Annotated in this window: 17 protein-coding genes; 10 read left to right on the top strand and 7 right to left on the bottom strand. The window is 73.9% G+C overall.

Annotated elements, in window-relative coordinates; genetic code table 11:
- Positions 1–69 precede the first annotated feature (69 nt).
- From ABZ836_RS17390 to ABZ836_RS17380, 3 genes are read left to right on the top strand one after another with little or no spacing between them, the layout of a single operon-like run.
- Positions 70–561, top strand: coding sequence for a DUF2771 domain-containing protein (locus tag ABZ836_RS17390; protein WP_356130020.1), 492 nt, complete (start codon positions 70–72; stop codon positions 559–561).
- A gap of 19 nt (positions 562–580) precedes the next feature.
- On the top strand, positions 581–1,333 hold the full coding sequence (locus ABZ836_RS17385; protein ID WP_361143020.1) for a futalosine hydrolase: 753 nt from the start codon (positions 581–583) through the stop codon (positions 1,331–1,333).
- Positions 1,330–2,220, top strand: a complete 891-nt coding sequence (locus ABZ836_RS17380) for a 1,4-dihydroxy-6-naphthoate synthase (protein ID WP_356130016.1) — start codon at positions 1,330–1,332, stop codon at positions 2,218–2,220. The genes ABZ836_RS17385 and ABZ836_RS17380 overlap by 4 nt, the downstream gene beginning before the upstream one ends.
- Here ABZ836_RS17380 and ABZ836_RS17375 read toward each other — a convergent pair.
- Positions 2,217–2,600 carry a cold-shock protein gene (locus ABZ836_RS17375; RefSeq protein ID WP_356130014.1) on the bottom strand — a complete coding sequence of 128 codons (384 nt, stop codon included), beginning with the start codon at positions 2,598–2,600 and terminating at the stop codon, positions 2,217–2,219. The two genes, ABZ836_RS17380 and ABZ836_RS17375, sit on opposite strands and share 4 nt — an antisense overlap.
- A gap of 161 nt (positions 2,601–2,761) precedes the next feature.
- Here ABZ836_RS17375 and ABZ836_RS17370 point away from each other — a divergent pair, with 161 nt between their 5' ends.
- Positions 2,762–3,082, top strand: a complete 321-nt coding sequence (locus ABZ836_RS17370; RefSeq protein WP_361143016.1) for a hypothetical protein — start codon at positions 2,762–2,764, stop codon at positions 3,080–3,082.
- On the opposite strand, the gene ABZ836_RS17365 is transcribed toward ABZ836_RS17370, so the two are convergent.
- Entirely contained in the window at positions 3,055–3,726 is a 672-nt protein-coding gene (locus tag ABZ836_RS17365) for a haloacid dehalogenase-like hydrolase (protein WP_356130010.1), read from the bottom strand. The genes ABZ836_RS17370 and ABZ836_RS17365 overlap by 28 nt on opposite strands.
- Before the next feature lie 85 nt (positions 3,727–3,811).
- Here ABZ836_RS17365 and ABZ836_RS17360 point away from each other — a divergent pair, with 85 nt between their 5' ends.
- Together ABZ836_RS17360 and thpR are read left to right on the top strand one after the other, a co-directional pair.
- Positions 3,812–6,949, top strand: coding sequence for a molecular chaperone Hsp90 (locus ABZ836_RS17360; RefSeq protein ID WP_361143013.1), 3,138 nt, complete (start codon positions 3,812–3,814; stop codon positions 6,947–6,949).
- Positions 6,950–7,043: 94 nt separating this feature from the next.
- On the top strand, positions 7,044–7,625 hold the full coding sequence (thpR, locus tag ABZ836_RS17355; RefSeq protein WP_356130006.1) for an RNA 2',3'-cyclic phosphodiesterase: 582 nt from the start codon (positions 7,044–7,046) through the stop codon (positions 7,623–7,625).
- 142 nt (positions 7,626–7,767) lie between these two features.
- Here thpR and ABZ836_RS17350 read toward each other — a convergent pair whose 3' ends face one another.
- The gene (locus ABZ836_RS17350; protein WP_356130004.1) at positions 7,768–8,766 is read right to left on the bottom strand and encodes an aldo/keto reductase; all 999 of its coding nucleotides are present in this window, start codon (positions 8,764–8,766) and stop codon (positions 7,768–7,770) included.
- 222 nt (positions 8,767–8,988) lie between these two features.
- Positions 8,989–9,681, bottom strand: a complete 693-nt coding sequence (locus ABZ836_RS17345) for a GDSL-type esterase/lipase family protein (RefSeq protein ID WP_361143009.1) — start codon at positions 9,679–9,681, stop codon at positions 8,989–8,991.
- Positions 9,682–9,742: 61 nt separating this feature from the next.
- On the opposite strand from ABZ836_RS17345, the gene ABZ836_RS17340 reads away from it, so the two are divergent.
- Complete coding sequence (locus ABZ836_RS17340) at positions 9,743–10,750, top strand: WD40 repeat domain-containing protein (RefSeq protein ID WP_361143268.1); 1,008 nt, start codon at positions 9,743–9,745, stop codon at positions 10,748–10,750.
- Between the two features lie 134 nt (positions 10,751–10,884).
- Here ABZ836_RS17340 and ABZ836_RS17335 read toward each other — a convergent pair whose 3' ends face one another.
- Positions 10,885–11,148, bottom strand: a complete 264-nt coding sequence (locus tag ABZ836_RS17335; protein ID WP_356130000.1) for a DUF2530 domain-containing protein — start codon at positions 11,146–11,148, stop codon at positions 10,885–10,887.
- A 184-nt stretch (positions 11,149–11,332) separates the two neighbouring features.
- Between ABZ836_RS17335 and ABZ836_RS17330 the strand changes: the two genes are divergently transcribed.
- Positions 11,333–12,781 carry an NCS2 family permease gene (locus ABZ836_RS17330; RefSeq protein ID WP_356129998.1) on the top strand — a complete coding sequence of 483 codons (1,449 nt, stop codon included), beginning with the start codon at positions 11,333–11,335 and terminating at the stop codon, positions 12,779–12,781.
- A gap of 43 nt (positions 12,782–12,824) precedes the next feature.
- On the opposite strand, the gene ABZ836_RS17325 is transcribed toward ABZ836_RS17330, so the two are convergent.
- Positions 12,825–13,058, bottom strand: a complete 234-nt coding sequence (locus ABZ836_RS17325; protein WP_356129996.1) for a ribbon-helix-helix protein, CopG family — start codon at positions 13,056–13,058, stop codon at positions 12,825–12,827.
- Positions 13,059–13,201: 143 nt separating this feature from the next.
- Here ABZ836_RS17325 and ABZ836_RS17320 point away from each other — a divergent pair, with 143 nt between their 5' ends.
- Both ABZ836_RS17320 and ABZ836_RS17315 read left to right on the top strand, forming a co-directional pair.
- Positions 13,202–13,642, top strand: coding sequence for a MarR family transcriptional regulator (locus ABZ836_RS17320; RefSeq protein WP_356129994.1), 441 nt, complete (start codon positions 13,202–13,204; stop codon positions 13,640–13,642).
- A 154-nt stretch (positions 13,643–13,796) separates the two neighbouring features.
- Positions 13,797–15,149 (top strand): MFS transporter, encoded by a 1,353-nt coding sequence (locus tag ABZ836_RS17315; RefSeq protein WP_361143004.1) that lies wholly within the window; start codon positions 13,797–13,799, stop codon positions 15,147–15,149.
- A 222-nt stretch (positions 15,150–15,371) separates the two neighbouring features.
- On the opposite strand, the gene serC is transcribed toward ABZ836_RS17315, so the two are convergent.
- Positions 15,372–16,490: a phosphoserine transaminase gene (gene serC / locus ABZ836_RS17310; RefSeq protein WP_361143001.1), complete on the bottom strand. Its 1,119-nt coding sequence runs from the start codon at positions 16,488–16,490 to the stop codon at positions 15,372–15,374.
- Between the last annotated feature and the right edge of the window lie 347 nt (positions 16,491–16,837).

Genomic DNA, 16,837 nt, shown 5'->3' with positions numbered 1-16,837 from the left:
AACCTCCGCGCGGGCGGCTCGCCGACCCCGCGTGACCTTGTCGTTGCCAAGGGCAGATAGCCTTCGGGCATGACCTCGTTGCACTCCGCCGCGCGCCGCCGCCGAGCCGTCGCCGCCGTCGGCGCCGTTTCCGCCGGGCTGCTCGTCCTCACCGCCTGCGGCGACAAGCCGTCCCCTGTCGCCACCGTCACCGTGGGTTCGGACTCGGTCCACTCCGAGGCGTCCTGCTTCGACCACGGCAAGGAGATCAAGCAGGAGGAGCTGACCACCTGCCTCCAGAACCAGGACGTCCGCACCCTGCGGGTCGACCAGGACGAGACCGTCCGCTTCGGCGTGGACCCGGAGATCGCGGAAAGCCGCTGGGTGATCCTGATGAACGGCCGCCCGCTCGTCGAGGACAGCGGCCGCACCTACCGGACCATCCCGGCCAGCGTCTTCTTCAGCTCCCAGTACGGCGCCCAGGGCAACTCCACCACCGTCGCCATCCAGTCGCTCGACCCGGACGACAAGGCCAAGACCACCGGCCTGTGGACGTTCAAGCTGCAGCGCGGCGACAACTGACCGCCTGCCGGACCGACGTATGACCCGTGTGCTCGTGGCCACCGCCGTCCCCGCCGAGGGGGACGCGGTGGCCCGCGCGTTCGGCGCCGCCGCCGGGGAGACAGGGGAGACCCGGCTGCCCGGCGGCCTGATCCTGCGCCACCTCCCCGACGACACGGGGCGGCGGACCCGGGAGGACGGCGCCGGCGCCGCCCCCGACCTCCTCGCCGCCGGCGTGGGCCCCGCCCTCGCCGCCGCGTCCACCGCCACCGCGCTCACCGCGGCCGCCCTGGCCGGCACACCCTACGGCCTGGTCGTCTCGGCCGGCATCGGCGGCGGCTTCGCGCCCGCCGCCCCCGTCGGCTCCCTGGTGCTCGCCGACTCGATCACCGCCGCCGACCTCGGCGCGGAGACCGCCGACGGCTTCCTGCCCGTCACCGAGCTCGGCTTCGGCGTCGTCACCCACCGCCCGCCGCCCGCCCTGGTCCGTGCCGCGGCCGAGGCCACCGGGGCCGCCGTGGGCCCGGTCCTCACCGCCTCCACCGTCACCGGCACCGCCGCACGGGCCGACCTGCTGCGCACCCGTCACCCCGGCGCGCTGGCCGAGGCGATGGAGGGCTTCGGCGTCGCCGAGGCCGCCTCCGCGCACGGCGTGCCGGTGCTGGAGCTCCGGGCCGTCTCCAACCCCGTCGGCCCCCGCGACCGCGCCGCCTGGCGGATCCCCGAGGCGCTGGCCGCGCTCACCACCGCCTTCGAACGGCTCGCGCCCGTCCTGAGAAGCTGGAGACCATGACCGACACCCTCCGCATCGCCTACTCGCCCTGCCCGAACGACACCTTCGTCTTCGACGCCTGGGCCCACGGCCGGATCCCCGGCGCGCCCGCCCTGGACGTCACCTTCGCGGACATCGACATCACCAACGGCATGGCCGAGCGCGGCGAGCTGGACGTGCTGAAGGTGTCGTACGCGGTGCTGCCGTACGTGCTGGACGAGTACGCGCTGCTGCCCTGCGGCGGCGCCCTCGGCCGGGGCTGCGGCCCGCTGGTCCTCACCCGGGACGCCGCGACCCCCGCCGGCCTCGCCGGACGCACCGTCGCGGTGCCCAGCGAGCGGTCCACCGCCTACCTGCTGTTCCGGCTGTGGGCGGCCTCCGAGGTCCCCGGCGGCGTCGGCGAGATCGTGGTGATGCCGTTCCACGAGATCATGCCCGCCGTCCGCGACGGCAGGGTGGACGCCGGACTCGTCATCCACGAGGCCCGGTTCACCTACCGGAACTACGGCCTGACCAAGCTGGCCGACATGGGCGAGCACTGGGAGGCGACCACCGGCCACGCCATCCCGCTCGGCGCGATCATCGCCAGGCGGTCCCTGGGCGCGGACACGCTGAACCGCCTCGCCGACGCCGCCCGCGCCTCGGTGCGCGCCGCCTGGGCCGACCCGGAGGCGGCGCGGCCGTACGTGATGGAGCACGCGCAGGAGATGGACCCGGCCGTCGCCGACCAGCACATCGACCTGTACGTCAACGAGTTCACCGCGGACCTCGGCGAGGAGGGCTACGCGGCCGTCCGCGGCCTGCTGGACCGCGCGGCGGACCAGGGCCTCGTCCCGGCCCTCGAGCCCGACGCGCTCACCTTCCCCGCGCTCCCCGCGTTCCCCGCGGCGGACGTCCAGGCCTCCTAGACGTCCAGGTCGTCGGCGACCGCCCGCAGCAGCGCGGCGACCTTCTTGCCCACCGCCTTGTCGGGGTAGCGGCCCCGGTCCAGGCCCGGCACCATCCCCTCCAGCAGTGTGGTGAGGTCCTGGATGATCGAGGCCAGCTCGGCCGGCTTGCGGCGCTGGGCCGCGGCCACGGACGGGGCGGGCTCCAGCAGGCTCACCGCGAGGGCCTGCTCGCCCCGCTGGCCCGCCACCACGCCGAACTCGACCCGCTGGCCGGGCTTCAGGGCCTCGACGCCGACGGGCAGGACCGAGGAGTGGACGAAGACGTCACCGCCGTCGTCGCGGGAGAGGAAGCCGAAGCCCTTCTCCTTGTTGAACCATTTGACCTTGCCGGTGGGCACGTCCGTCGTCCTCGTCCTCGTACTGATCGGTCGGGGTGGCCGACAAAGCGGCCGTTCCAGGGTGTTCCTGTGGTTCCTGGCTGTTCCAGGCTAAGGGGCCCCGTACCGGGGACAAGTCGTCCCCCGGCCGTTTCCGCCTGGCTGGGAACTACCCTGGTCGGGTGCGCGAACAAACACCAATGAATTCCGGGGACCGCCTGGTCCGCATCGGCGGAATCGTCTTCGTCCTCGGCGCGGTGGCCACCCTGGTCACCGTGGCGCCCCTGTTCCTGGGCACCACGCCGTTCCCCGTCCACATGTTCCTGCTGAGCATGCTGATGGGCGTGGGCTTCCTGATCGCCGCCGTCGGCGTCCTGCGGACCGCCGCCGACGGGCGCCGCGCGGCGCGCGAGGCGGCCTCCGCCGCGGCGGAGGACCGGACGGGAGACCGGGCGGGCGAGCCGGCGGCGTCCGCTCAGGCGGCCTCCGGCTCCGGCAGGTAGCCGGCCAGCCAGGCGGGGAACTCCGACAGGTCCGCCAGCACCACGTCGGCGCCCGCCGCGCGGAGCTCCTCGGCCGGGCAGGGGCCGGTCGCCACCGCGACGGACAGCGCCTCGGCCCGCCGCGCGCCCAGCACGTCGCCCACGTGGTCGCCGACGTAGACCGTGGCGCCCTGCTCGCGCAGCGCGTCCGCCTTGGCCTCCGCCCACAGGCCGCCGATCACCGCGTCCGCGTCGATCCCCAGGTGCGCCAGGTGCAGCCTGGCGTTGGGCTCGTACTTGGCGGTGACGACCACGGCCCGGCCGCCCGCCTCCCGCACGGCGTCCACCGCGGCCCGCGCCCCGGCCATCTCGGGCGTCGCCGCCACCGCGTACCGCGGGTACATCGACCGGTACAGGTCGGCGACCTCCGCGATCCGCTCCTCGGGGAACCAGTACGCCAGCTCCGTCTCCAGCGGGGGCCCCAGACGGGTCACCGCCAGATCCGCGTCGACGAACGTCCCGGTGCGCTCCGCGAGCGCCGTGTAGCAGGCGTGGATGCCCGGCCGGGAGTCGATCAGGGTCATGTCGAGGTCGAAGCCGACCGTCACGGTCGGCCGGGTCGTCGGCGGGGGCGTCGTCGGGGTCGTCGTCCGGTTCGTGTTCACCCCGCCATCCTGCAGGTACCCGGTGACGGGCAGGTGAACGGGTTCACGTCGTGGACCGCCCCGCCGTGGCGTTAGCCTCCTTCCCGTGAACGTGACGAGCACCGACCCCGGAGCCCCGGACCCGTTCGGCACGGCGCGCCTCCGCCGCGCCGTCCTGGACACCTGGACCACCGCCCCTCCCCGCTTCCGTGAGGACGCCAACGCCGAGGAGGACCTGGTCCTCGGCGGCTACCGCGACCGCCTGGTCGTCGAGCTCGCCCAGAACGCCGCCGACGCCGCCGCCCGCGCCGGTGTGCCCGGCCGCCTCCGCCTCACCCTGCGCGACGGCGTGCTGGTCGCCGCCAACACCGGCGCCCCGCTGGACGCGGCCGGCGTGGAGTCGCTCTCCACCCTCCGCGCCTCCGCCAAACGCGAGGCCGGCGAAGCCGTCGGCCGCTTCGGCGTCGGCTTCGCCGCGGTGCTCGCGGTCACCGACGAGCCCGCCGTGGTCTCCCGCCACGGCGGCGTCCGCTGGTCCCTCGCCGAGTCCCGCGACCTCGCCGCCGCCGAGGCCGACGCCAGGGGCAGCGCGGGCCTCACCGAGGAGATCCGCCGCCGCGACGGCCACGTCCCGGTGCTGCGCCTGCCCCTCCCGGCCGAGGGCACCGCCCCCGACCCGTACGACACCGCCGTGATCCTCCCGCTGCGGGACCCCGCCGCCGAGGCCCTCGCCACGCGGCTGCTGGACGCCGTGGACGACGCGCTGCTGCTCGCCCTGCCGGGGCTGGCGGAGGTCGTCGTGGAGGCCGACGGGGAGCCTCCGCGGGTGCTGCGCCGCCGGGCCGAGGGCGACCGGGTGGTCGTGGAGGACTCCCGGTCCGGCACCGCCACCTCCTGGCGGATCGCCGCCGACCACGGCGGACTGGACGAGCGGCTGCTCGCCGACCGCCCCGTCGAGGAACGCCTGCGCCCGCACTGGTCGGTGACCTGGGCCGTCCCGGTCGACGAGGCCGGCGCGCCCGCCCGCCCCCGCACCAAGGCGGTGGTGCACGCGCCGACGCCCAGCGACGAGCCGCTGGGCGTCCCGGCCCTGCTGATCGCCACCTTCCCGCTGGACACCACCCGGCGCCACGTCGCCCCGGGACCGCTCACCGACTTCCTGGTGGACCGCGCCGCCGCCCTCTACACCGAACTGCTCGCCGCCTGGCGTCCGGTGGGCGAGGGCCTGATCTCCCTGGTCCCCGGCCCGCTCGGCAGGAGCGAGCTGGACGGCGCGCTGCGGGCCGCCGTCCTGGAGCGCCTGCCCCGCACGCCCTTCCTCCCGCCCGCCCTCCCGCCGCGCGGCGACGGCTCCGACAGCGACCTCCCCGAGGCGCTGCGGCCCCGGGACGCGGAGATCGTCGAGGGCGCGGGCGCCGACACCGTCCGGGTCCTCGCCGAGGTGCTGCCCACCCTGCTGCCCGCCGGGCTCGAGCGCCGCACCGAGCTGCGGGCGCTGGGCGTCGCCCGGATCCCGCTGACCGAGGCGGTGGACCGGCTGGCGGGGCTGGAGAAGTCCCCCGCGTGGTGGCGCCGGCTCTACGACAGCCTGCTGGGCGTCGACCCGGACCGGCTCACCGGCCTGCCGGTGCCGCTGGCCGGGGGCGGGCGGACCGTCATCGGGCCGCGCCAGGTGCTGCTGCCCACCCCCGACGGTCCGCGCGTCGCCCCGGAACTCCTCGGCCGCCTCGGACTGAAGGTCGCCCATCCGGACGCCGCCCATCCCCTGCTGGAGAAGCTGGGCGCGCTCCCCGCCACCGCCCGCTCCGTCCTCACCACCGGCCAGGTCCGGGCCGCCGTCGCCGCCTCGCTGGACGACGAGGGCGCCGGCTGGGACGAGGACGCCCTGGACGCCGTCGAACTCGCCGACCTGGTCCTCACCCTGGTCCGCGACGCCGGCCTGGAGCCCGGCGAGGAGCCCTGGCTGGGCGCCCTGGCGCTGCCCGACGAGGACGGCGAGCTCGCCCCGGCCGGGGAACTCCTCCTCCCCGGCAGTGCCTTCGCCCGCGTCGTCCGCGAGGGCGAACTCCTCGCCGTCGACCAGGAGCTGGCCGACCGCTGGGGCGAGGAGACCCTCGCCGCCTGCGGCGTGCTGGCCGGCTTCGCCCTGGTCCGCGCGCACGACGTCGTCCTCGACCCGGACGAACTCGAGCCGCGCGACGGGGACTTCGCCGAGCCGGACGACGCGGGCCTGCTGGACGCGGTCGACGTCTGGTGCGAGGACGTCCTGGACCGGTTCCCCGACACCCCGGTGCCGCCGGTCGCCACCGAGCTGGTCGCCGTCCGCGACCTGGAACTGGTCGACGACGACCACTGGCCCGAGGCGCTCGCCCTGCTGTCCCGGCCGCCGCTGCGGGACGCCCTGACCCAGCCGGTGCGGGTGCTGATGCCGGACGGCACCCACGAGACCGTGCGCCCCTACACGGCCTGGTGGCTGCGCGGCCATCCGGTGCTGGACGGCCGCCGCCCGGCCGGCCTGCTCGCCGCCGGCGGCGACCCGCTGCTGCGCGGCCTCTACGACGAGGCGGACGCCACCGGCTTCGACGACGCCCAGGTCCTCCGCGCCCTCGGGGTGCGTACCACGGTGGCCGCGCTGCTCGACGAGCCGGGCGGCCCCGCCGAGCTGCTCGACCGCCTCGCCGACCCGGACCGCCGGGTGACGCCGGCCCAGCTCCACGGCCTGTACAGCGCGCTCGCCGAGCTCGACCCCGAGCGGGTGGGGCTGCTGCCGGACGAGCTGCGCGCGGTGGTGGACGGCCGGGTGGAGGTCGTGGACGCCGCCTACGCGGTGGTCGCGGACGCGCCCGACCTGCTCCCGCTGATCGCCGGGACCCCGCTGCTGCCGGTGCGGCCGGGCCTGGCCGCCGGTCTCTCGGAGCTCTTCCAGGTCCGCCGCCTCGGCGACACGGTCCCCGGCACGGTCACCTCCCTGGGCGTGGAGCACGAGGTCCCGGAGGCGGTGCGGGCGCTGCTGGGCCCGGCCGCGCCGGAGTCGTACGTGGAGCACGAGGAGCTGATGGTCGACGGGACCGGGCTGGACTGGCGGTACACCTCCGACGGCACCGTCCACGCGGCCACCCTGGAGGGCGTCGCCGCCGGTCTCGCCTGGGCGGCCCGCCAGTGGCCGCGGCGCTTCGAGGTCGCCGCCCTCCTGGAGGACCCGACCCGCACCGAGGAGCTGGCCACGGCACGCTGGTTCGACTGACCGGGAGGCGGCGCGGCGGCGGGCGGCGCGGAGGCGGGCGGCGCGCCGGAAAAGCGGTTGGCGCCCGGGCGGCCCGGACCGTCACCCTGGTGCCATGCGCCTCTTCGCCGCCGTGCTCCCGCCGCAGGACGTGATCCAGGACCTCGCGGAGGCGGTGGCCCCGCTCAGGGAGCTGCCCGCCGGGCGGGACCTGCGCTGGACCGCCCCCGGGAACTGGCACCTCACCCTCGCCTTCTACGGGGAGGTCGACGAGGAGCGGCTGCCCGCCCTGCGCGAGCGGCTGGCCCGCGCGGCGGCGCACACCGGGCCGTTCGCGCTGGCCCTGGGCGGCGCGGGCCAGTTCGGCCGGGGCCGCGCCGTCTGGGCCGGGGTGCGGGGCGACGTGCGGGACCTGCGGTTCCTGGCCTCGCGCACCGAGGCCGCCGCCCGCAAGGCCGGCGTCGACACGGAGGAACACCGGCGGTACCGCCCGCACCTCTCCCTCGCCCGCTCCGGCCGCGGCTCCGCCCCGCCGGACGTCCGGCCGCTGCTGGACGCCCTGGAGGGCTACCGGGGCCGTTCCTGGACCGTCGACGAGCTGGCCCTGGTCCGCAGCCGGCTGCCGCGCTCGGGGGTCCCCGGCGAGCAGCCGCGCTACGAGACGGTCGCCCGCTGGGCCCTGGAGGCGTCCGGTTAACCTCGAAGGCGTGGATTCCAAGACCCGTAACCGGATCATGGCCGGTGTGCTCGTGCTGATGTTCGTCGTCGTCGCCCTCGCCTCGGCCGTCGGCCGGTAGGCCGGCCGACGGCGCGAGACGTCGGGAGACCGGGCGGTCACCTCACCAGGCGAACGCCTCCGGCGTCGGGCCCGGACCGGGGAAGATCTCCTCCAGCCCGTCCAGCACCTCCTCGCCCAGCTCCAGCTCGACCGCCCGCAGCGCGGACTCGAGCTGCTCGGTCGTGCGCGGGCCGACGATCGGGCCGGTGACGCCGGGCCGGGTCAGCAGCCAGGCCAGCGCCGCCTCGCCCGGCTCGATGCCGTGCTTGTCGAGCAGGTCCTCGTACGCCTGCACCTTGTCCCGCATGGCCGTGTTGGCCAGCGCGTCCGCGGAGCGGCCGCTCGCCCGCCGCCTGCCCTCGCTCTCCTTCTTCAGCACGCCGCCCAGCAGACCGCCGTGCAGCGGCGACCAGGGGATCACGCCCAGCCCGTAGTCGCGGGCGGCCGGGATCACCTCCATCTCGGCGCGGCGCTCGACCAGGTTGTAGAGGCACTGCTCGCTGACCAGGCCGATGGTGGTGCCGCCACCGCGGCGCGAGGCGACCTCGTTGGCCTGGGCGATCTTGAAGCCGGGGAAGTTGGAGGACCCGACGTAGAGGACCTTGCCCTGCTGGACCAGGACGTCCATCGCCTGCCAGATCTCCTCGAACGGCGTCCGGCGGTCGATGTGGTGGAACTGGTACAGGTCGATGTAGTCGGTGTTCAGCCGCTTGAGGCTGGCGTCCACGGCCCGGCGGATGTTCAGCGCGGAGAGCCGGTCGTGGTTGGGCCAGGGCCTCTCGTCGGCGCTCATGTTGCCGTAGACCTTGGTGGCCAGCACCACCTTGTCGCGGCGGTCCCCGCCCTTGGCGAACCAGCTGCCGATGATCGACTCGGTGCGGCCCTTGTTCTCGCCCCACCCGTACACGTTGGCCGTGTCGAAGAAGTTGATCCCGGCGTCCAGCGCCGCGTCCATGATCGCGTGGCTGTCGGCCTCGTCGGTCTGCGGCCCGAAGTTCATGGTCCCGAGGACCAGCCGGCTGACCTTGAGACCCGTGCGTCCCAACTGTGTGTACTTCATGGTCCCCCAGCCAACTCCCTGACGGGGCGTGGGGCAAGAGGGACTCGGCGGCCATCGGTGATCACTCCACCGGGAAGTCCTTGGTGGGGAGGACGAGGGCGAGGGAGGTGTCGGTGAGGTCGAGATCTCGACTTTCCCGGCCACCTCAACGGCTTCTGCCCGGACGTGGCAAAGAGTCGGGTGGGTGCCGTGGTCGATGTCTGGTAACGCCCGTACGTTCCCTCAGGGGAACGTCGGTTCGTACCGTTCGCCGAGTCCCCACGCCTCGTGCATGGTGTCGGCGAAGGTCGCCGCCAGCTTGTGCTCGCCCGCGGCGTTGGGGTGGGTGCCGTCGTAGGTGTCGTGGTCGATGTCCCAGCCGGGCGGGACGGGGGCGAGCAGGACGGGGGAGAGGTCGGTGTGCAGCTCGGCGGTCTCCTTGGCGAGGAGTTCGTTGAAGCGGCTCACCTCGCGGGCGAAGTCCCCGTCCCCGGCGGCGCGGACGTTGGGGATGACCGGGAGCATCACCATCCGCACCCCCGGCCGGGCCTCGCGCGCGTCGATCACGAAGCGGCGGACGTTGTCGGCCGTCTGCCGCGCGTTGGTGTAGAAGCCGAGGTCGATCAGGCCCAGCGAGATCAGCAGCACGTCGGCCCGGTGGGCGCGGACGGCGTCGCCGATCAGCGGCATCATGTGGTGCCACCCCTCGCCCCAGCCGGCCAGGTGGGCCCGGGGGAACGCCGGGTCGACACCGGGCGCGTACGCGTACGAGTCGGGGCCGTCGGTGACCGGGTCGTGGAGCGCCTCGCGGGGCCCGACGATCCGGAACGGGGCGTCCAGCGTGGCCCGCAGGTGCTGCCAGAGGCGGTAGCGCCAGGTGTGCTCCCCCGCGCTGCCGATCGTCATGGAGTCCCCGACGGGCATGAACCTGAGCATCCGATCATGATGCCCCGTTCGCGGCCCACGACGCGACGTGAGGGGGGACACTGGGCGCATGCTGCGTCGATCGCTCGCGTCCCGCGTCGGGGCCGTCGTCCTGGCCGCCGCCTGCGGGGCGGTGGGCCCGGCCGGCGCCGTGCCCGCCGCGGCGGAGGAGGCGGACGGAGGCTTCACCCTCCAGGACCCGCGGATCACCGAGTCCAGCGGCCTGGCCGCCTCCCGCCGCCATCCGGGGTTCTACTGGACGCACAACGACAGCGACGACGGCTCCCGGGTGTTCGCCGTGGACGGCCGCACGGGCCGCACGGTCGCCACCGTCACGCTCGCGGGGGTCGGGCAGGCGCGGGACGTCGAGGCCGTGTCGGTCGGCCCGGACGGGCGGGTGTACGTCGGGGACATCGGCGACAACTTCGACGGCGGCTGGGACCACGTCTGGATCTACGCCTTCCCCGAGCCGAAGGAACTGCGGGACGCCACGGTGCGGGCCACCCAGTACGTGGTGCGGTACGAGGGCGGGGCGCGGGACGCCGAGTCGCTGGCCGTCCACCCCCGGACCGGGCGGGTCTACATCGTCGACAAGCGGCGCGACGGGGACGGGCGGCTCTTCGCCGGACCGGAGCGGCTGTCGGCGTCGGGGGTGAACGTCTTCCGGCCGGTGGCCGAGGTGGGGGTGTGGGCGACGGACGCGGCGTTCTCGCCGGACGGGTCGCTGCTGGCGGTGCGCGGCTACCTGGAGGGCGTCCTGCTGGACTGGAACGAGGGGCGGCCCGAGGAGCGGGAGCGGCTGTCGCCGCCGTTCCAGGGGCAGGGCGAGTCGCTCGCGTTCACCGCGGACGGGACACGGCTGCTGTTCGGCAGCGAGGGGGAGCGCAGCCGGGTGGTGGCCCGGCCGGCGCCGACGGGGTCCGGACCCGACGCGTCCCGCCGGCCCGCGCCGTCCCCGGCGGAGGGCGGCCCCGCGGGGTCCGCGCCCGACGGCTCCGGCGAGGTCACCCTCGGCGGCGTGGCCCTGATCGCCGTGGTCGTCGGCCTCTGGGCCGCCGCCCGCCGTCGCCGCACCACCTGACCCGGCCCCCGGCCACCCCGTCACCCGGCCACCCGGCCCTCGGTCACCCCGTCACCCGGCCTACGCCGTTCGGACCGCGCCGGTTGCGGGGTGGCGGACGGGGCGTCAGCGTGAGGGAGGTGGCGTGAAATGGGTCACGGAGCGGGGTGGCGCTCCGCCGCGGCCCGCCGGAGCGCGGCATCGCGTTTGCGGACGTACCAGATGCCGATCAGGCCCAGCCCGCCGCCGGCGAGGCAGGTCCAGACCCACCACGCGTGCCCGTTGTCGTCGAACCAGCCGTAGAAGGGGAGTTGGACGAGGAAGAGGACGAACCACAGGATCGTGCCGCCGGTGATGGTGGCTACCACGGGGCCCTCCAGGGGCTCCGGCGCCTCGTGCTTGGGGGTCCACTTCGCCATGGCGTCAGTCTACGAGGCTCCTCGCACCCGCTTTCGGCGTTCCTCGCCCGCATGCCCGGAGATTCGCTAACGCGAGGTTTATATGTTCATACTGTTGGAGACACCGCCTGGCTGATATGCGTCGTAGAAACCTACGAGAGCCGCCGGACGGATCCCCAGCCCCCATGCACATCTGAGGTCCCGTATGTCCACCTCGGCCACCGCCACGGCCACCGCGCCCGAGCAGCCGGGCCAGCCCCGGTTCGGCGCCCTCGACCGCTTCTTCAAGATCTCCGAGCGGGGCAGCACCCTGTCCCGCGAGGTCCGCGGCGGCTTCGCCACCTTCTTCGCGATGGCGTACATCATCGTGCTGAACCCGATCATCCTGGGCAGCGCGAAGGACATGTACGGGAACCAGCTGGACAACGCCCAGCTGGTGACCGCGACCGCGCTCTCCGCGGCCTTCTCCACCCTCCTGATGGGCGTCATCGGCAACGTCCCGATCGCCCTCGCCGCCGGCCTCGGCGTCAACACCGTGGTCGCCCTGCAGCTCGCGCCGCGGATGTCGTGGCCGGACGCCATGGGCATGGTCGTGCTGGCCGGCTTCGTGGTGATGCTGCTCGTCGCCTCGGGCCTGCGGGAACGCGTCATGAACGCCGTGCCGTTCGGGCTGCGCAAGGCGATCGCCATCGGCATCGGCCTGTTCGTGCTGCTGCTCGGCCTGGTCGACTCCGGCTTCGTCACCCGGATGCCGGACGCCGCGAACACCACCGTCCCGCTGCAGCTCGGCGTCGGCAACCAGCTCCTCGGCTGGCCGGTCCTGGTCTTCGTCCTGGGCGTGCTGCTCACCTTCGCGCTGATGATCCGCAAGGTGCCCGGCGCCATCCTGATCTCGATCGTCGCGATGACCGTCGTCGCGATGGTCATCCACGCCGTCGCCGACGTGAAGAGCTGGGGCCTGACCACGCCCGAGTGGCCCGGCAACCCCTTCGCCGCCCCCGACTTCAGCCTGGTCGGTCAGGTCAGCCTCTTCGGCGGCTTCGAGAAGGTCGGCATCCTCACCGGTGTCCTCTTCGTCTTCACCGTCCTGCTGTCCTGCTTCTTCGACGCCATGGGCACGATCATGGGCATCAGCGACGAGGCGAAGCTGACGGACGCGCAGGGCCAGATGCCAGGCATGAACAAGGTGCTGTTCATCGACGGCATCGCGGTCGCCGCCGGCGGCGCCACCTCCTCCTCGGCCACCACCTGCTTCGTGGAGTCCACCGCCGGTGTCGGCGAGGGCGCCCGCACCGGTTTCGCCAACGTGGTCAGCGGCGCCCTCTTCGCCGTCGCGCTCTTCCTGACCCCGGTCGCCACCATGGTGCCCTCGCAGGCCGCCACCCCGGCGCTGGTCGCCGTCGGCTTCCTGATCCTGGCGGGCAACATCAAGGAGATCGACTGGAGCGACTGGTCGATCGCGATCCCGGCCTTCATCACCATGCTGGCGATGCCGTTCACCTTCTCCATCACCACCGGCATCGGCCTGGGCTTCATCACCTTCGCGGTGCTGCGCCTGGCGACCGGCCGCGCCAAGGGCGTCCCGGCGGCGATGTGGGCGGTCTCGGCGGTCTTCGTCTTCTACTACCTGATGCCGGCCCTCGGCCTCGCCTGATCCTTATCCGCTCCACCCCGGCGGCCCTCGGGCCCCGGACCGGCTACGGCCCCGCGTTCCCGTGCGCGGGGCCGTAGCCGTACAACCTCTCCGTCTCCTCGACCGCGGTGCGGAACCGCCGGTCGAAGTCGTCCCTCACGAGCGTCCGGATCACGTAGTCCTGGACGCTCATTCCGCTTCTCGCCGCGTGTGTGCGGAGACGGTCGAGCAGGTCCCCGTCGACACGCAGGCTGAGCACACCGGAGTCGGTGCGGCCCGTCGACTGCGTCGTCTGCATGGGGACGAGGGTCGCGCCGGCGCCCCGAAGGTGTCTCGTCCACATCCCCGGGATCACTCCATCGGGTGATCTCGCCCACCCTCCTGCCGTCAACCGCCCCCTCGGGTGTTCCTTAGGTTGAGTAATGAGTTACGCTAAGGAACATGCTGGACCTCACCCACGGCGACGACGCGGACGCCGTGAACGACCTGCGCTCCGCCGTGATGCGCCTGGCCCGTCGGCTCAAGCACCAGCGGGTGGACGAGTCGCTGAGCCCCACCGAGATGTCGGTGCTCGGCACGCTCGCCCGCTGCGGCCGGGCCACCCCCGGCGAGCTGGCCCGCAAGGAGCACGTGCAGCCGCCGTCCATGACCCGCATCGTGGCCCTGCTGGAGGCGAAGGGGCTGGTCCGTCTGGAGCCGCATCCCGACGACCGCCGGCAGAAGGTCGTCTCCCAGACCGACGCGGCCGAGGCGATGCTCGAGGAAAGCCGCCGCAGGAGGAACGCGTTCCTCGCGTCGCTGGTGGACGAGGGACTCGACGAGGAGGAATGGGCGAAGCTCCGTGCCGCGGCGCCGGTGCTGGAGAAGCTCGCCCATCTGTGAGCTGGACGCCATAAGGAGGCGAGACCCTTTGAGTTCGGGATCCGGAGCAGACTCCGCCCCCGCACCGATCGCACCCCGACCCCACCGCACGACCCGCACGACCCGTGCGACCCGCACGTGGCGGACCGCTCGTTCGTTCCGCACGGCCCGCGCGATGCCGGGCATCCGCGGGACCGGCCCGGCCCGCACACCTCGCACACCCCGCCCGCCCCGTGAGCCCCGCCAGGGCTCCATGTTCAGCTCCCTCCGGATCAGGAACTACCGGCTCTTCTTCGCCGGCCAGGTCGTCTCCAACATCGGCACCTGGATGCAGCGCATCGCCCAGGACTGGCTGGTGCTGAGCCTCACCGGCTCGTCCACCGCCGTCGGCATCACCACGGCCCTGCAGTTCCTGCCCATGCTCCTCTTCGGCCTCTACGGCGGCCTGCTGGTGGACCGGCTGCCCAAGCGGCCCACCCTGCTCGTCACCCAGTCCTCCATGGCCGTCACCGGCCTCGGCCTCGCCGCACTCGTGCTGAGCGGAAGCGTCGAGGTGTGGCACGTCTACCTGGCCGCCTTCCTGGTCGGCATGGCCACCGTGGTGGACAACCCGGCGCGGCAGACCTTCGTCTCCGAGATGGTCGGCCGCGGCCAGCTCCAGAACGCGGTCAGCCTCAACTCCGCCAACTTCCAGTCCGCGCGCCTGGTCGGGCCCGCCGTGGCCGGTGTGCTGATCACCGGCATGGGCACGGGCTGGGCCTTCCTGATCAACGGCCTGTCCTTCGCCGCGCCCATCGCCGGCCTGCTGATGATGCGGGACCGGGAGCTCCACCCCGTGGAGCGCGCTCCACGCGCCAAGGGCCAGCTGCGCGAGGGCATCCGCTACGTCTCCGGGCGGCCGCACCTGTACTGGACGATCGTCCTGATCGGCTTCGTCGGGGCCTTCGGCTTCAACTTCCCCGTCGTGCTGTCCGCGTTCGCCGACGACGTCTTCCACACCGGGGCGGGCGGCTACTCGCTGTTCAACACGCTGATCGCCGTCGGTTCGCTCGTCGGCGCGCTGCTCGCCGCCCGGCGCGGCCACGCTCGGCTGCGGCTGCTGATCGCGGCGGCGCTCGCCTTCGGCGTGCTGGAGGTGGCGGCGGCGCTCAGTCCCGAGATGTGGATGTTCGCGGCGCTGCTGGTGCCGATCGGCGCGTTCAGCATGACGGTGAACGTCACCGCCAACACCAGCGTCCAGATGGCGACCGAGCCGGCGATGCGGGGGCGGGTGATGTCGCTCTTCATGATGGTCTTCCTGGGCGGCACCCCGATCGGGGCGCCGCTGGCGGGATGGGCCACGGACGTCTACGGGCCGCGCGCCGGTTTCGCGGTGTGCGGGGCGGTCGCCGCCCTCTCCGCGGTCGCCGTGGGCGTCGCCCTGGCCCGTGTCGGGCACCTCCGCCTCTCCGTCACCTGGCGGGGCGCCCACCCGAGGCTCCACGTGATGCCCCGCGACCGGGAGGCGCAGCCGGCCCCGGCCGGGTGAGCCCGCCCGGGCGGCGCACGAGCCCTGCAGGGCAGGCACGAGCCCTGTAGGGCAGAGCACGAGCCCTGTAGGGCAGAGCACGAGCCCTGTAGGGCAGAGCACGAGCCCTGTAGGGCAGGCACGAGCCCTGTAGGGCGGCGCACGGAAAACGGCGCCGCGTTCGGTCGGAACGCGGCGCCGTTTCGTGGTGGACCCGAGGGTCCGAGACCGGTCGGAGCCGGATCAGAGGTGGTCGATGACGTGGTCGACGCAGGCGGTCAGCGCCGCGACGTCGGCGGGGTCGATCGCCGGGAACATCGCGACCCGCAGCTGGTTGCGGCCCAGCTTCCGGTACGGCTCCGTGTCCACGATGCCGTTGGCCCGCAGCGCCTTCGCCACGGCCGCCGCGTCGATCTCCTCGGCGAAGTCGATCGTGCCGATGACCTGCGAACGCTTCGCAGGGTCCGTCACGAACGGCGTCGCGTACTTCGACGCCTCCGCCCACCCGTACAGCGTCCGCGAGGACTCCGCCGTCCGGGAGACGGCCCAGTCCAGGCCGCCCTGGCCGTTAATCCACTCGAGCTGCTCGTTCAGCAGGAAGAGCGTGGCCAGCGCGGGCGTGTTGTACGTCTGGTTCTTGCGGGAGTTGTCGATCGCCGTCGGCAGCGAGAAGAACTCCGGGATGTGGCGGCCGGAGGCGTGGATCCGCTCGGCGCGCTCGATCGCCGCCGGGGAGAAGACGCCGATCCACAGGCCGCCGTCGGAGGCGAAGGACTTCTGCGGGGCGAAGTAGTAGACGTCGGTCTCGGAGACGTCGACCGGCAGGCCGCCCGCGCCGCTCGTCGCGTCGACCAGCACCAGCGCGCCCTCGTCGGCGCCCGCCACCCGGCGGATCGGCATGGCGACACCGGTGGAGGTCTCGTTGTGGGTGAAGGCGTAGACGTCGACGCCCGGCTCGGCCTTGGCCTCGGGGTGGTCGCCCGGGTCCGCGGAGACCAGCGTCGGGTCGCCGAGCCACGGCGCCAGCTTGGAGGCCTTGGCGAACTTGGAGGAGAACTCGCCGAAGGTGAGGTGCTGCGAACGGTTCTCGATCAGACCGTGCGTCGCGACGTCCCAGAACGCGGTGGAGCCGCCGTTGCCGAGGACCACCTCGTAGCCCTCGGGGAGCGAGAACAGCTCGCGGATGCCTTCCCGCACCTTGCCGACCAGGTTCTTGACCGGGGCCTGGCGGTGGGAGGTGCCGAGCAGGGAGGTACCGGTCGCGGCGAGAGCGTTCAGCGCCTCCGTCCGCACCTTGGAGGGGCCAGCGCCGAATCGTCCGTCGGCGGGCTTGATGTCAGCGGGAATCTGGATCTCAGCCACGGTCGCGAGCGTAGCCGTTCGCGAAACCCGGACGAAACGCGGTCCGGCCGCTGAGACGCCGTGTCCACGCCGTGGCTGCGCCGCTTCCGTGCGGCTTCCGTGCCGCTTCCGTTCCGTGGCCGTGCCGCCGGCGTGGCCGTGCCGCCGGGGTAGCCGTGCCGCCGGGGTAGCCGTGGCTGTGCCGCTTTCGGTGCCGCGTCCGTGCTGTGTCCACGCCGGGTCCGTGCCGTCGGCGTGCCGCTTCCGCGCCGCGTTCGTGCCGTGGCCGTGCTTCGTCCGCGCCCTGGTGGTGGGGGGGGCCGGCCTCCGCCCCCCGCCCGGGGCCGACGGGCCACCCCTGGCGGGCC

This window comes from Streptomyces sp. NPDC047130 (assembly GCF_040643475.1).
GTDB lineage: Bacteria > Actinomycetota > Actinomycetes > Streptomycetales > Streptomycetaceae > Streptomyces.
This window is presented reverse-complemented; position numbering and strand designations above follow the sequence as displayed.

Coding starts and splice junctions, on each gene's coding strand:
- ABZ836_RS17390 (WP_356130020.1), top strand. CDS start 70: ATGACCTCGTTGCACTCCGCCGCGCGCCGCCGCCGAGCCGTCGCCGCC.
- ABZ836_RS17385 (WP_361143020.1), top strand. CDS start 581: ATGACCCGTGTGCTCGTGGCCACCGCCGTCCCCGCCGAGGGGGACGCG.
- ABZ836_RS17380 (WP_356130016.1), top strand. CDS start 1,330: ATGACCGACACCCTCCGCATCGCCTACTCGCCCTGCCCGAACGACACC.
- thpR (WP_356130006.1), top strand. CDS start 7,044: ATGCGCCTCTTCGCCGCCGTGCTCCCGCCGCAGGACGTGATCCAGGAC.
- ABZ836_RS17350 (WP_356130004.1), bottom strand. CDS start 8,766: ATGAAGTACACACAGTTGGGACGCACGGGTCTCAAGGTCAGCCGGCTG.
- ABZ836_RS17345 (WP_361143009.1), bottom strand. CDS start 9,681: ATGCTCAGGTTCATGCCCGTCGGGGACTCCATGACGATCGGCAGCGCG.
- ABZ836_RS17335 (WP_356130000.1), bottom strand. CDS start 11,148: ATGGCGAAGTGGACCCCCAAGCACGAGGCGCCGGAGCCCCTGGAGGGC.
- ABZ836_RS17330 (WP_356129998.1), top strand. CDS start 11,333: ATGTCCACCTCGGCCACCGCCACGGCCACCGCGCCCGAGCAGCCGGGC.
- ABZ836_RS17325 (WP_356129996.1), bottom strand. CDS start 13,058: ATGCAGACGACGCAGTCGACGGGCCGCACCGACTCCGGTGTGCTCAGC.
- ABZ836_RS17320 (WP_356129994.1), top strand. CDS start 13,202: ATGCTGGACCTCACCCACGGCGACGACGCGGACGCCGTGAACGACCTG.
- ABZ836_RS17315 (WP_361143004.1), top strand. CDS start 13,797: ATGCCGGGCATCCGCGGGACCGGCCCGGCCCGCACACCTCGCACACCC.